This window comes from Sphingobacterium ginsenosidimutans (assembly GCF_039536865.1).
Classification (GTDB): Bacteria; Bacteroidota; Bacteroidia; order Sphingobacteriales; family Sphingobacteriaceae; genus Sphingobacterium; species Sphingobacterium detergens.
The window spans coordinates 209,135-224,490 of sequence record NZ_BAAAZK010000007.1; the positions used below are offsets into that span (position 1 = coordinate 209,135).

10 protein-coding genes are annotated in these 15,356 nt (G+C 41.7%); 8 read left to right on the plus strand and 2 right to left on the minus strand.

All coding sequences use genetic code 11. The features are described from left to right. Nucleotides 1–23 precede the first annotated feature (23 nt). Both ABFX33_RS13225 and ABFX33_RS13230 read left to right on the plus strand, forming a co-directional pair. Nucleotides 24–1,286, plus strand: coding sequence for a right-handed parallel beta-helix repeat-containing protein (locus ABFX33_RS13225; RefSeq protein ID WP_346086400.1), 1,263 nt, complete (start codon nucleotides 24–26; stop codon nucleotides 1,284–1,286). Nucleotides 1,287–1,296: 10 nt separating this feature from the next. Further along, nucleotides 1,297–2,376, plus strand: coding sequence for a phytase (locus tag ABFX33_RS13230; protein WP_346086401.1), 1,080 nt, complete (start codon nucleotides 1,297–1,299; stop codon nucleotides 2,374–2,376). A 251-nt stretch (nucleotides 2,377–2,627) separates the two neighbouring features. On the opposite strand, the gene ABFX33_RS13235 is transcribed toward ABFX33_RS13230, so the two are convergent. Then, complete coding sequence (locus ABFX33_RS13235; RefSeq protein ID WP_346086402.1) at nucleotides 2,628–4,700, minus strand: ATP-binding protein; 2,073 nt, start codon at nucleotides 4,698–4,700, stop codon at nucleotides 2,628–2,630. Between the two features lie 324 nt (nucleotides 4,701–5,024). Between ABFX33_RS13235 and ABFX33_RS13240 the strand changes: the two genes are divergently transcribed. Then, entirely contained in the window at nucleotides 5,025–5,687 is a 663-nt protein-coding gene (locus tag ABFX33_RS13240) for a response regulator transcription factor (RefSeq protein ID WP_257090097.1), read from the plus strand. 33 nt (nucleotides 5,688–5,720) lie between these two features. Here ABFX33_RS13240 and lgt read toward each other — a convergent pair whose 3' ends face one another. Then, nucleotides 5,721–6,548 (minus strand): prolipoprotein diacylglyceryl transferase, encoded by an 828-nt coding sequence (gene lgt / locus ABFX33_RS13245; RefSeq protein WP_346086403.1) that lies wholly within the window; start codon nucleotides 6,546–6,548, stop codon nucleotides 5,721–5,723. Between the two features lie 538 nt (nucleotides 6,549–7,086). On the opposite strand from lgt, the gene ABFX33_RS13250 reads away from it, so the two are divergent. The 5 genes from ABFX33_RS13250 (at nucleotide 7,087) to ABFX33_RS13270 (ending at nucleotide 15,291) form a co-directional block, all read left to right on the plus strand. Beyond that, nucleotides 7,087–9,015 (plus strand): sensor histidine kinase, encoded by a 1,929-nt coding sequence (locus ABFX33_RS13250; protein WP_346086404.1) that lies wholly within the window; start codon nucleotides 7,087–7,089, stop codon nucleotides 9,013–9,015. Nucleotides 9,016–9,027: 12 nt separating this feature from the next. Next, on the plus strand, nucleotides 9,028–9,762 hold the full coding sequence (locus ABFX33_RS13255) for a LytR/AlgR family response regulator transcription factor (protein WP_223580074.1): 735 nt from the start codon (nucleotides 9,028–9,030) through the stop codon (nucleotides 9,760–9,762). A gap of 140 nt (nucleotides 9,763–9,902) precedes the next feature. After that, nucleotides 9,903–10,649: an ImuA family protein gene (locus tag ABFX33_RS13260; RefSeq protein WP_346086405.1), complete on the plus strand. Its 747-nt coding sequence runs from the start codon at nucleotides 9,903–9,905 to the stop codon at nucleotides 10,647–10,649. Further along, complete coding sequence (locus ABFX33_RS13265; RefSeq protein ID WP_346086406.1) at nucleotides 10,646–12,148, plus strand: Y-family DNA polymerase; 1,503 nt, start codon at nucleotides 10,646–10,648, stop codon at nucleotides 12,146–12,148. Before ABFX33_RS13260 ends, ABFX33_RS13265 begins: the two co-directional genes overlap by 4 nt. Continuing rightward, nucleotides 12,148–15,291, plus strand: coding sequence for an error-prone DNA polymerase (locus ABFX33_RS13270; RefSeq protein ID WP_346086407.1), 3,144 nt, complete (start codon nucleotides 12,148–12,150; stop codon nucleotides 15,289–15,291). Before ABFX33_RS13265 ends, ABFX33_RS13270 begins: the two co-directional genes overlap by 1 nt. Nucleotides 15,292–15,356: the final 65 nt, after the last annotated feature.

The window sequence follows — 15,356 nt, forward strand, 5'->3', positions numbered from 1 at the left end:
CATGCTCATAATGAAATATACAGATGAAAAATAACATTATTTTATTGTTTACAGCTCTTTCAATCGCATTGTTAGCGGCCTGTGAAAAGGCAAATATTGACGTGGATACTTCTGATGCCAATGGTAGTGCTATTGGTGAAGTTTCCGGCGTTTGGAGTAAGGGGAGTATCCAGCATATTAAAGGTGATATTATTATTCCCGAAGGAAAAACATTGACCATTGAGGAGGGCGTGACGGTGTTAATGGACTCTGTTGGTAAAGCTGAAATCGTGGTGTTGGGAAATCTATATGCGCTAGGTACCGCTGAAAATCCGGTGAAATTTACTGTAGAAGATAAATACAAATCCAAAACCAATGAATTTGGAAAGCTTTGGGGTGGTATTTTAGCGGCACCTAGTTGTCAGGAGTTAGTTTTAGACCATACCATTATCGAATATGGGGGAGCAGTTACCTCCGATGCTTCAATGTCTGTCAAAATGGGATTATATAAAAAGACAGCTGGTGAAGCGCTACCCGCATTATGGTTTTCCAATATTGATGGGAAACTGATTGTTCAAAATAGCACAATCAGTCATTTTCATGAAGATTGCACCTATATTGAAGGTGGTAAAATTATCTTCGCTAACAATCGTTTCTTCTCGAATGGCGTCACTGGAGGTGAAGCTATGAACTTTAAATCTGGTTGTCTTGCTGATGTAGCCTACAATCTGGTCTACAGTGTCAACACCAATGCCTTAAAGCTTTCCAATTCAGGAGACAGAATACCACAGGCACATATCATCGTTTACAACAATACCATGCTGAATACGGGCTGGCGTCGGCCGACCGCAAAAGGTGGTTCGGTTTGGTTAGAGGCCTCTGTTAAAGCGGAAGTGTACAATAATCTGTTCGCCAATACCCGATTCGGGGTTAAACGCGACCCCAAGAAGCCCGAAGATAAGCGCTCGGTATCAAGCAACAATTGGTATTATGGTTATGATCAATTGACGGTGGACCAATTTCAGGTCGGAAAGAATGATATCGTTGAAGGGACCAATGATGTCAGGGGCAAATTGGCAGGGGAAAACAACCCTAAATTTGTGAACTATCCATTAGAAACTCCCGGTGATAATTATGTGTTTAATGCAGCCTGGGATTTCCATCTACAAGGAAATTCATCCGCTTTGAAAGCTGGTACGTTAGCATTCAAACCACATTTTATAGATGGATTGACACTATCAAATGGTTTATCCTATAGCTCTCCACAACCTGCAACTTATGTTGGTGCTTTTGGTGCCAAATTTTAATTAATTCAACATGAAAACAACGTTAAAAACAATACTATTTTTTGGCTTGACGGCATCGACATTACTGCAAGTCTCCTGTAATAACCCAAAAACGAATACATCCGCAACGGAATCTATTAAACCTGTTTTTGTTACTGATGCGGTACGTTACGATTCCGATGATCCTGCGATCTGGGTCAATAAAACCGATCCTAGCAAAAGTCTGGTCATCGCAACCGACAAAGATGCGGATGGTGCTTTATTTGTGTACGATTTACAAGGTAAAATTGTTAAAGATAAGGTAGCCTCAAATTTGAAACGCCCAAATAATGTGGATATCGCCTATGGTTTGATCATCGGAGGGAAACCCGTCGATATCGCTGTGACAACAGAACGTATGACACATAAACTACGCATATTCTCGTTGCCAGATATGAAACCAATCGATCAGGGGGGATTGGATATGTTTGTAGGGGAAACAGAACCTGATTTCAGGGATCTGATGGGAATAGCACTTTATACCTCACCGAAGGGGGAGATCTATGCCATTGTGGGAAGAAAAAATGGTCCCAAAGAGGGGTACTTGGGCCAATATCTCTTGACGGATAATGGTGCCGGTGCTGTGAAGGCCACCTTAGTCCGTAAGTTTGGTTCATTCAGTGGAAAGAAAGAAATTGAAGCCATCGCTGTAGACAATGAACTCGGCTATATCTACTATTCGGATGAACAAGTGGGGGTGAAACAGTATTATGCAGATCCTACAAAGGGCAATCAACAGTTGGCCTTGTTTGCGACCGAAGGTTTCACAGAAGACCATGAGGGTATTTCAATTTATAAATTGACGGATAGTACGGGCTATATTTTGGTTTCCGATCAGGGGGCTAACCGCTTTCAGATTTTTAGCCGTGAGGGTACAAAGTCAAACCCATTTGAACATACTCATTTAAAGACGGTGCCCGTTATGGCTACACAAAGTGATGGTTCGGACGTCGTGTCTATCCGTCTAAATGATACATTTCAGCATGGTTTATTTGTTGCCATGAGCGATGATAAGACTTTTCACTATTACCGTTGGGAAGATATCGCTGGGCAGGAGCTAAAAAAGAAATAGTCTTTCGAGAAGACTGATAAAGTATAAGGCAACAGTTGTATAATTGACGTACAGCTGTTGCTTTTTTAAGGAATAATGCCCTTACTGCTATTGTTTTTTAAGATCCTGGATGTCCGTGCAGTGATAACACAAGTGAAGTCTTCATCAATCCTGTTCGTACAATTTATACGCTACAGCTGATTCCTATTGGTGATAGCGAATCAAGCTCTCAGAAAGAAATATGGTCTTTCTCAGTGTAAGCAAAGCATTAATCAATCCTGTTTAGATGCATTATGCGTAGCAGTTACAGGTAATTCCCGACAATGGATAGGGACCTTAAACCAGAATGTCGAACCTTCACCGAGTGTGCTGTCCACACCAATTTCTCCCTGATGTTTTTGGATAATTTCTCGGCAGATAAACAATCCGATACCGAATCCAGAGGCGTAACTATCTGTTGAATCATTCACCCGATAGAATTTATTAAAAATCTGTTTTTGGTGCTTGTCACTGATGCCTCTTCCCTGATCGCTGACTTTTACATTAAAATAATGGTCATCCACCAGAACATCCATGATAATGTTCGAATTGGTGGGAGCGTATTTAATGGCGTTGTCGATGAAATTAATGATCACCTGTTCGATCTTATCACGGTCAGCGACTATTTCTTGTCTGGAATGGGTTGCTCCGGTGTAATGAATAAGATGCTTGATGGGTTTTAGTGAATAGATGTTACGGATGTAATCTATCAGTGTACAGATGCGAAATGTATTTTTGTGGAGCAATAATTTCCCCTCATTGAGCTGGGATACATTCAGGAAACCCTCGATCAGTCCACGCATGCGTGTAGCCTGCTCATTTGATTGATGGAGATATTGTAGTCTTTTTTCCGAACTGAGTGTCTGCTCCTTTGTAAGCAAGAGCTGTATGTAGGCAATCAGTGAGGTCAAAGGAGTCTTCAATTCATGGCTTGCGATACTGATAAAGTCCAGTTTTTTTCTTTCCTCCTCTTTGTCGTTGGTTGTATCGAATATTGCACCGTATATGATTTGTCGGTTTGAATCGGCCGATAATTGTCCACCACCAACAGATCGAAGCCATTTTATTTTGCCTGTTTTTTTATCTTCTATTTCACATTGACAGTCAAAGGGGGACTGTTTGGATACAACCTCCTGAAAGATATGACGTATCTTATCCCGGTATTGCGGTAGGATCTGGGTGAAAAAATCCACTTCCTGTATTTCTCGTTGGTGATCAAAGCCAAAAAGTTCGCGACATTGATCATTGAGTTCCATTTTCCTGGATTCTAGGTCAATGGAAAAGATGCCAATTCCTGCAGCCTCCACGATCATTCTAAACTCTTGGTCTTTCTTTGCGATCAAGGTATTAATGGCCTCCAGTTGTTCACGCTCTACATGCTGTTGTGTAATATCCAGCGTGGTGCCGGCAAACCATTCCGGCTGTTGGTCCTGATCAAAATACATTTTTCCCTTGCAATGGAGCCAGCGTAACTTTTGATCCTCGGCACCAATAGTACGAAACTGTACATCATAAACACCCTTATTTTGATAACTCAATGATTTTTTGACTTCCCGATCTATTCTGTTCCTATCTTCGGGGTGTATATAGCGTAAAACCTCGCTATAAGGAACAGCCTCACCCTTGGCAAAGCCAAAGAGCTCACGTGTACGTTCATCCCAGTGTACAATGTAGCTCTTACAGTTTAGATTCCAAGTCCCCATTTCGGCAGATTGTAGTGCGAAATGATAATGCTCTTCGCTTTCAATGATTTTCTTTAGTGCTGCTTTTAGTTTCTGGTTTAAATTTTTGGTTTCCCGGTCCGGTAATGGATATTTATTTAAACTGGTGACTGCATGAATGTTTCCTTCCAGACTGTATTTTGGAGTTAGTAGATCCTCAAGAAGTTTTTGCTCAATGTTATTCTTTTCATCCGACTGTTGGGCGATCGGCATATGATGGGGAATAATATTTATTTCTTGATATATACCATACATTTCTCCTGCTGCATTGATAAGGGGCTGGTATTTTATGCTGCAGTTATACCTATCGGATTGCCCTTCCAGACCAAGTCTGATTGATACATTTTCTTCTAGCAGGGTTTTCTGGCTAAACCACACCTGTTTTAATTTGGAGATACGAGCATGGAGATCCTCCTGTATAATACAATCTTCCAGCCGCTGACCAAGGGCAGTTTCATCACAATTCCACAACTGGAGCATTCTTGCACTGGCATAGGATATATAAAGCTCAGGACTATCATAAATCGCACAAGCCCCCGATGCGGTGCTGAGTATAGTTAAAATATCTTGGTCGGAACGGATCATAAAGTTTCAAAAAAATAAAATGCTATTTAGTTTAAAACAAATATTGTTCCCTTTCCAGATCCTTCCGAAACTTTCTTTAAAATTTAGTGTTTAATGGTTTTCTCTTTCTGAAATAAGTGCCAATGGAATGTCTTTATAAAGTCCTTTAAATGGATAGAATTTTGTACCTTTATTCAGGTTGTGCCAGTTTGGACAGTAGGCGGAGTAGGGCTGGAGGTACAAGAGGTTTCTGGGTCTTTCCAAGGTAAAAATGCAACTGAACTCCATAGTAGCATACTGTTTGGAGAAAGAAGAAAGATAAATTTTTATTAAATATTGCAAAAGATGGGTAAGGTGAAGATACTATTGGTTGAAGATCATATGGTCGTACGTAATGGTATTAAATTGTTATTGGAATCTCAAGAGGACTTTGTCGTCATCGGGGAGGCTTCGGATGGCAATGAGGCACTTCAACTCCTGTGCAACGAATTATTGCCTGAGATTATCTTAACGGATATCAGTATGGATCATATGGACGGCATGGAGTTGTTGCGTGTGATCAAAGCCAAGTATCCATCCATTAAGGTTGTCATCCTTTCGATGTTGAATCAGATCCATTATGTTATAGAAGGGTTTAAGCACGGCCTTTCGGGTTACCTTCTTAAAAACGTGGATTATAACGAGCTTCTTTTTGGACTAAACCATGTGGCTAATGGGGGTAAATACATGAGTGAAGAAATTAGTATGGCGCTGCTTGATCAGGTGGTCTCTGGTGAAAATTATACGGATTTACCAAACCGTTCGCTAACTGACTTTGATATCAGTGAACGCGAACTGGAAGTGCTGAAATTGATCGCTGATGGTTTTACGAATATGGAGATTGCCGACAAAATCTTTTTGAGCAAACGCACAATAGAGGGCCATCGACAAAGTTTGATCGAAAAAATGAATGTAAAAAATACGGCAGAACTTGTTAAGGTTGCCTTTCAATCCGGTATTCTCAAATAGTCCATTAAAATAATCCAATTGATTCCTGCTTGACTAACTTTTGGTTTGCAACTGCTGTTGTGTTTTTTTTCTACTGTTGATGATAAGTAAAACAGATCCGATAAGTATAAATGGAATACTCAGTAGCTGTCCCATATTAATGAACAATGAATTTTCAAAATCTTCCTGATTGAGTTTTAGAAACTCATCTAAAAATCGAAAGGAAAACAATAGGATTAACAATAAAGCGAAGCAATTGCCAATGTTGTTTTTTAGGATCGGTTTTGTCCAAAGATAACGTAGTAACAGGAATAGTATCATACAAAACAACGCTTCATATAATTGAGCCGGATGTCGTGGTATTTGATCAATAGAAGTAAAGATAAAAGCCCAGGGCATGTTTGTTGGCGTACCGATCATCTCCGAATTCATTAGATTACCCAGGCGGATACAGGCTCCAGCGATAGGGACCACCAATGCGATTCGATCTGCAACCCAAAGGAAGGGAAGCTTTTGCTTCTTCGCGAACAAGAAAATAGCGACCAAAATACCAATACCACCGCCATGACTAGCCAGACCACCTTCCCATATGGCGAAGATCTTTAGCGGATTACTGAAATAATACGAGGGATCATAAAATAAGACATGTCCCAAACGTGCGCCTATAATTGTGCCCAAGACAATATAGATACTAAGCTGATCCAAAAAATCAACCGCTCGGCCTTCCTTTTTAAACATTGTCCATAACAGTCTGTAGCATAGGATAATTCCAAGTAGCCAAAATATGCCGTACCAACGGATAGGGTGATTGATGATCGGTATGGTAAAGATGTCGCTATTGACATCCCAAGTGATGAAATTCAATATTAAGCTACTCGTCATTATGCCTTAAAATATTTAGTGTATGGTATTAGTATAAGGAGATGGTCTTTTGTTACATTAAATCATGAAAATAAGTTCAAAGCTGCGTTGTTGGTTCTAAAACTCGATCATTCAATACAAATATTGATGCTGCCCGTACGATTGTTAAAATGCCTGATTTATCTTTTTTCGATCCTGTATATTTGTTTGTTAGTAAGACCGCATGACGAAATTTTTTGTTATAAACAACTTGATTTAAAGATGGTGGACCTACCTGCTAAAGGATGAATCTTAGGTAGCATACTTCTGTGTATCTTTATCCATTATGAGTCTACTTAAATATCAGGAAAGTTAAATATTTTTGAACTCAGGTATATTGTTTTGTTGGGAATATTCCGATATTCGATTACTTATTGACGGAACTCTGATGAGCGTTATACCTTAACGTTTAAAATATCGTACTCATCATAGCGGCATTATTATTTTAAATTACAGAAAATTACAGAAGGACATACGTATACCTTTGGAGAAGAACAAAAGTGAATTAATAAATATTCTGATGAAATTATATAGAACTGGAGCGTTTTACTGTCTTATTGTGATTTTACTGCTGGTCCAGTTATTTTCTTGTCATCAGAATAAGCCCCAGGACGCACAGAAGGCTACGGTCGTAGCCAACGACTCTCTTGACCTGAGCTATGAGAATGTGATGCTGCGCTATCTTTCAACACAGGATTTCAAGAGTGCAGCCCTTGTAAACAAGAAAAGAAATGAACTGCTTAAAGATGGCTATTTTGAGCATTCTCCTTACAGTTCGATTCTGTTGGCCTACGAATATTTACTGGATGATAATATAGATTCCGTCGAAATTGCGCTAAAAAATCTGGAAGGGCAAAAATTATCTTCGGATTTGGCTGTTTTAAAGGATTATCTGGGGATTCGTGCCAATTTCAGTTTTCATGATGTAACCAGCGGAACGATGATGGAGCAGATTATTGATGCGAAAGAGTATGCTTTAGCACATGAAAGTGTGTTTACCTTTCTGTTTTATAATCTATTGGCCAATGCGGAATACCGGCAGGGAGAATATCGACAGGCGCTAAAGGATGTGGAGTCCTGGTATCATTATCATCCCAATAAATCGAATGCACATGTCTCTCAGGCCTACCAGGAGATGAAATTTATGCAATATATGGCTTTGCATGATTTTGAAAAACTAAAAGGTACCCTGGACAGTTGTAAACACTATGCAAATGCAACAAAAGATTCGGCCATTATCATGCGTATGTATGACTTACAGTCGCAGTATTATTTTAGTATCGAAAACAACTCAAAAGCGCTAGAGGCCTCCAAAAAGTACTTCAATTATTTACAGGCAACCAATACCTTGAATGCATATATTTTTGCAAATCTTGGTAAGAATTTCCTAAACAATAATCAGGTGGATTCGGCCATATTTTATTTTAATGCTGGTCTCCGATTTATTAAAAAGCATAAGATTAACCATAATAAAATGTTTTATTATAAGAATCTGCAAGTAGCTTATGCATTAAAAGGAGATTATGAACGGGCCTATTTTGCATTGGATTCAAGTTTTCAAGATTATAAACGGAGCACACAGCGGATCGAGGCCGAAAAAATCAACGATATCAATACAAAATACCAAACAGAGAAAAAGGATCAGGCGATTACGCTGTTGCGAACGACGAATGCATTCAACCATAAGATATTGGTCCAACAACGCTGGATATTTGTTATTCTATTGGCCCTGGTATTCAGTATTGCATTTTTTATCTATTTCAGAAACAAACAGAAATTGTTGCAGAATATCAATCAACGTATTCTCGCGGAGAATAGACAGCTTATTTTAGAACAAAAAACAAGGCAAAACCAACTAAATCCACATTTTATATACAATGCTATCGCCAACCTACAAGGATTGATCAGTAGTGAACAAAAGGCAAAGGCTAATCAATATCTGCTCTTATTATCACGTCAGATCCGTGATATTCTTGAATTGAATAGGGAAGAATATATTTCATTGGATCAGGAAATTAAATCATTAAATAATTATATACTTTTACAGCAGATGCGTTATCAAGATGTGTTTGGTTTTCAGATTGAGACCGACGATCTGGATCTGGATGATGTCATGATTCCACCGATGATTATACAGCCATTTGTGGAAAACGCCATTGAGCATGCATTTAAGAATTTACCTTATATGGGACAACTGGAGATTTCTTTCCGTACACATGAAAACCAACTGCATGTCAGCATCTGTGACAATGGCTGGGGGATGCAGGTGCATAAGGAACAGGTTTCTCACAAGACGTCCTTATCCCAGATTATTACAAAAGAACGTCTGGAGCTTTTGTTTGCGGATGCTGAACCAGAAGCACGGATTGAAATAACACCAAACTATAGCGATGATCAGCGTGGTTATAAAGTCGAAATTTATATTCCACTTGTTTTATATTTTAACTAAAAAATCAGTATTATGAAAGTTTATATTCTTGAAGATGAGTATAATATATACTTGTATATAAAGTCACTCCTGGATAGTATCCCTTATGTTCAAATCGTCGGTTACAGCCCTTCCATTGCACAGGCCGAGCGAGAACTACTGGCAACCAACCCCGATTTAATTCTCGCTGACATTCAGCTGAAAGATGGTTCAAGTTTATCCTTTCTCTCTGAACTTAAATTGGATATCAATACGATTTTTATTACAGCATTCAATCAATACGCCATTGAAGCTCTTAATATCGGTGCCATTGCTTATCTGTTGAAACCTTTGGTGCCCGATCAGTTTATCGAAGCGATCGAAAAATGTTATAAAAAGAATACTGAATATCGATTCAATAGCATGCAGTTAAATATGGCGGAGAGCTATCTAAAGGCGCCTAATAAACCTAAGAAAATAGCTTTGCGTACTTTTGAATATACACAGATTGTGAATATCGACGACGTGCTTTATTGCCATGGCGACAAGGGATATACCACATTTTATATCAAAGACAACAAGCCTATGATGGTTTCTAAAGTATTGAAACACTTCGAAACCATGTTGCCCGAAACAGAGTTTATCCGATGTCATCAATCTTATCTGATCAATGCAAACTATATTAAAAAATATTTTAAAGATGGTCAGTTGGAGATGGCAGATGGGAAAATGATTCCTGTAGCGACGAGAAAGAAGGATGTTATTCAGCAATTTCTGAATGATTTCTAATGGGAACGTAAGTTCTTTTGGAACCGAAAAGAAGGCTTACCCATATTTATAAATTCTGAAAAGCTAAAAAATATAGCAGCTTCGCTTTAATACTAAAATTATTAGTATTAAATTTGCTTAAACTTAAGACGGAGGTGGCTATGTTATTAACAGAAAAAAAAGCTTTAATCGGCCAATTGAAAAAGGACCTGTTGGTATGGCAGGGAGTACCACAAAAATCGGCTGATGTACTTCCGATAGGCCTTGGTCCATTGGAGGGGGCTTTCCCCAATGGAATTTTCCCTAGGGGAGTGATTCACGAATTTGTTAGTTTTGATCGGATAGGAGGAGCCGTTTCTTGTGGTTTTATCAGCGGTCTGTTGGGCAAGTTGATGCGTAATGGTGGGATCTGCATTTGGATAAGTTGCTTTCATACACTATTTCCTACTGCCCTGAAATCGTTTGGTGTTGTACCTGAAAATGTCATTTTCGTCCGTATGGAACGGGAAAAGGATGTTTTATGGGCGATGGAAGAGGCCCTAAAGTGTGAAGGCATAACGGCTGTACTGGCAGAGATACATCATTTGGACTTCGTACAGTCGCGGCGCTTGCAGCTGGCCGTGGAGAAAAGTGCAGTAACGGGATTTATCCTGCAGCACAACCCGAAGTTACTGGGAGCAACAGCCTGTGCTGCACGATGGAAAATTAGCTCGCTGCCAAGCCAATTGGAAGATGGACTGCCGGGAATTGGCTATCCAAGTTGGGATATAGCCTTGTTGAAAGTTCGGAACGGAAATCCGGGGCGATGGCAGATGACATGGAGTGCTGGCGGCTTTGAGCCTGTTGCTAAAACAAGGCAAGAGACTGAAGGCTGGGCACCATCTTATCATAATCGGGGATTGGCATGAAAAAGCGATTTGCATCCCTGTGGTTTCGCCATCTAAAAACAGACTGGATGGCGATTGGGCATCCCCAGCTCAGGGGAATACCTTTTGTATTGGCAATTTCCACCCATGGAAAGCTGATCGTCAATGCCAGTAATCATCTGGCTGAACAGGAAGGTATATATCCCGGTTTGGCCATTGCTGATGCAAAGGCATTTTTACCCTCCTTAAAAGTGATCAATGAACGTCCGGGATTAACGGAAAAATTGCTCCAAAGCATTGCACATTGGTGTATCAGGTATACACCTGTCGTAGCGATAGACCCGCCCGAAGGAATGATTTTGGATATCAGTGGTTGTGCCCACCTTTGGGGTGGAGAAGAATCTTATCTAAAGCATATTGTTTCCAGGTTTAAGCAACATGGCTACGATGTACAGACCTGTATTGCAGATACCATCGGTGCAGCTTGGGCAATAGCCCGTTTTGGCAAGGAAAACAGCATTGTAAAGACGGATAGGCAGTTTGACGCCTTATTGACTTTACCAGCCCAGGCATTACGACTGGAAGCCGCCGTATTAGCACGATTACAAAGCCTTGGCTTGAAAACAATTGGAAGTTTTGCGGCCATGCCGCGTACAGCATTACGGAGGCGTTTTGGAAATCATTTGCTCCTTCGCCTGGATCAGGCTATTGGGCATGAAGATGAATTTATTGTTTCCATAAAGCCGATCTTTCCCTATGAAGAACGGTTGCCCTGTCTGGAACCGATCCGTACAGCCGATGGTATTGAGCTTGCCCTCCAGCAGCTTTTACACGCAATCTGTAAACGCCTGATTGGGGAAGGTAAAGGTGTACGGGAGGCGGTACTGCAATGTCACCGCGTTGACGGAAAAATCGAACAGATCAACATCGGAACCAATCGGGCGACAGCGCATGAACAGCACTTGTTTCAGTTATTTGCCTTGAAGATCGCACAAATAGAACCTGCATTGGGTATTGAACTGTTTATCTTGGAGGTACCCAAGGTTGAAGAGGCCGATCCTGTTCAGGAGAATTTATGGGGCAATCGTATTGGACTAGATAATCCCATGGTGACCGAATTATTGGATCGTCTGAAAAGCAGAGACCCCAGCTGTGATATTTCCCGTTATTTGCCCGCAGCACATTATTGGCCTGAGCGCTCCATGAAAACTGCCAATTCAGTCCAGGAAGTCGCCACTGTTGACTGGCAAACGGAAAGACCCCGGCCCACACGTCTGTTGAGCATACCAGAACCTATTCTGGTTACAGCACCTATTCCCGATTATCCACCATTGTTATTTCGCTATAAAGGGGAAGTCTATACCATTAAAAAGGCGGATGGGCCGGAGCGCATTGAACGGGAATGGTGGATAGATAAAGGTGAACATCGTGATTATTATGCCGTTGAGGATGAGAAAGGTCAGCGATTTTGGCTTTACCGTTCGGGGCATTACGACGACAGTTTGCCCAATCAATGGTTTTTACATGGTTTTTTTGCATAATGATGGGTTATTGTGAATTACAGATAACGAGCAATTTTAGTTTTTTGGAAGGAGCTTCCCATCCGGAAGAACTGATGGAACGTGCAGCACAATTGGGGTACCGCAAAATTGCGGTTACTGACCGGAATAGTTTTGCTGGTATTGTTCGCGCCCATACTGCCGCAAAGAAGCATGGTATTACACTTATTCCAGCTTGTCGCCTGGACTTACAGGATGGTCCAAGTTTATTGGCTTATCCAACTGATAAAGAAGCTTATGGACGGTTGTCATCTTTATTGACTGTAGGCAACCTGCGGGCTGAAAAAGGAAAATGTCATCTCTATCGGTCGGATGTTTATCAGTATAGGGAAGGAATTCGATTTATCATTTGTCCACCCACCCGGTTAACGGCCAAATTTGAACTGGAAGCCGATTTTCTCGCTTTTGTAACGGAATATAAGCAGCAACTGGGCGCTGCCCTGTATTTGGGGGTCAAACGGCTATACCGTGGTGATGATGCAAAGCTCCTGTTCCGTATGCAACAATTGGGTGACAACCTTGCTATTCCCCTTGTTGCTTTGGGGGATGTCTATTATCATGTACCCGAACGGCGGGAACTACAGGATGTTTTAACCTGCATCCGAGAGAAATGCAGCATTCAAAATGCAGGATTTAAATTGTACCCCAATGCCGAACGGTATCTGAAACCTATAGCAGAGATGGAGCGCCTGTTTAGACCTTATCCTGAAGCCATCGCACGGACCATGGAAATAGCAGCAGCATGTAGCTTCTCCCTGGATGATCTAAAATATGTTTATCCAGATGAACTGTCTTCTAATGGGCGTACCGCGCAGGAGGAATTGGTCTATTTGACATGGAAAGGGGCGAAAGATAGGTTTGGTGATCAAATCCCTGATACTATCCGGGATACCATCCAGATGGAACTTGATTTTATTGAGCGGAAGGACTACGCTTCTTATTTTCTGACCGTCTATGATTATGTGCGTTTTGCAAAAGAAAGGGGTATTTTATGTCAAGGACGTGGCTCGGCGGCCAATTCGACGATTTGTTATTGCCTAGGCATTACTTCAGTCAATCCTGCCGAATTCAGGTTGCTCTTTGCTCGGTTTATGTCCGATGCGCGGGATGAACCACCCGATATCGATGTGGATTTTGAACATGAACGCCGTGAAGAGGTGATTCAGTATATCTATGAGAAATATGGTCGCAATCGTGCGGCTATTGTGGCGACAGTAACGCAGGTACGCGCCAAAGGGGCTGTACGTGATGTCGGGAAAGCCATGGGGCTATCCATGGATACTGTCGGCCGTCTGGCCGGCGTGGTCAGCAGTCATTGGGATGATTATATTGATCTGGAGCGCTTGAAGGAACAAGGCTTTAATCCCGACGATCCGCATTTGCGTAAGGTACTCGAATTGACGCATCAGTATATCGGGTTTCCAAGGCAGCTGGGGCAGCATACCGGTGGTTTTGTTATTACACAGGGTAATCTGCATGAACTCTGTCCATTGGTAAATGCCCGTATGGATAATAGGACCAACCTGGAGTGGAACAAAGATGATCTGGAGGCGCTGGGTTTCCTCAAAGTAGATGTACTGGCATTGGGGATGCTGACCTGTATCCGGAAAGCTTTTGATCTTGCCAAAAGGCATTATGGGCTGGATCTGACGTTGGCCAAGATTGGAGAAGTTGAAGATCCAAAGGTATATGATATGATCTGTCATGCCGATACCCTGGGGGTATTTCAGATTGAGAGCCGGGCGCAGATGTCCATGCTGCCACGACTAAAGCCAAGGATATTTTATGATCTGGTTATTGAAGTGGCCATTGTACGTCCGGGACCGATACAGGGGGATATGGTGCATCCGTACCTGCGCCGTCGTAATAAGGAAGAGGCTGTGGACTATCCTAAAGAGGAAATTAGGGCGATTTTGGAAAAAACGCTTGGTGTCCCGCTGTTTCAGGAACAGGCTATGGAGATTGCGATTGTTGCGGCTGGATTTACACCTGCCGAGGCGGATGAACTGCGCCGCAGTATGGCGACCTTTAAAGCAAAAGGGCAGGTGTCGGTGTTTAAGCAAAAGATGATCGATGGTATGGTGAAGAAAGATTATACCGTAGAATTTGCCGAACGGGTTTTTCGTCAACTGGAAGGATTCGGAAGTTACGGCTTTCCGGAAAGCCATGCGGCATCTTTTGCACTGCTGGTCTATGTTTCATCCTGGATCAAATGCCATTATCCCGATATTTTTGCAGCATCTTTGCTCAATAGTCAGCCTATGGGATTCTATCAGCCTGCGCAGATCGTTATAGATGCGGAGCGCCATGGGGTGAAAGTTCTTCCCATAGATATCAACCATTCCCACTGGGATAATACCCTGGAAGGGGAAATGGGGCGCCCACATGCGCTGCGGTTGGGCTTACGTCAGATCAAGGGATTTTCGGAAGAAGAAGCGCTGTTGCTGACCTCAGCGCGCCAACATGGATATTCGGCTATCACAACGATGATGGAAATTGGGTTGTCCCTGTCTGCCCTGGAAAGGCTGGCTGAAGCGGATGCTTTCCGTTCACTGGGCATCGATCGCCGGAGGGCATTGTGGGAAATCACTGCTTTAGGGGATCGTCCCATTGGATTATTTGAAGGGAAACCTTCACCACAAGGTATAGAAGGGCAGATTGAGCTACCCTTGTTGCGTCCCAGCCAACATGTTGTAGCGGATTATGCAAGAACCGGTTTGTCCATCAAAGCGCATCCCGTAAGTTTCCTGCGTGACAAATTGGATCTGCTTCACGTTGTTCCAACTGAAAAATTAAACCTGATCAAAAATAATATGCCCGTAAAGGTATGCGGATTAATTACAGTGCGACAGCGTCCGGGGACATCCAAAGGCGTGCTATTTGTGACCATTGAAGATGATACCGGATTTGCAAATGTGGTTATCTGGAGTAAGATATTCGAAAAATACCGAAAGGAGATCCTTCGGGCTAAATTGTTTATGGTTGCCGGAAAAGTACAGGTAGAGGGAGAGGTGATCCATGTCATTGCCGAACGTTGCTTTGATATGTCCGGTTTATTAAAAAATCTGGCCGAAGAGGATGAGCCGGTGAATGATATTTTTTATAAAGGACGGAATTTTCATTGATCTTCCATTTATTAATCTCATTTTTGAACCTCGTAAAGAACATGGTATAACAGGAATCAACTGAA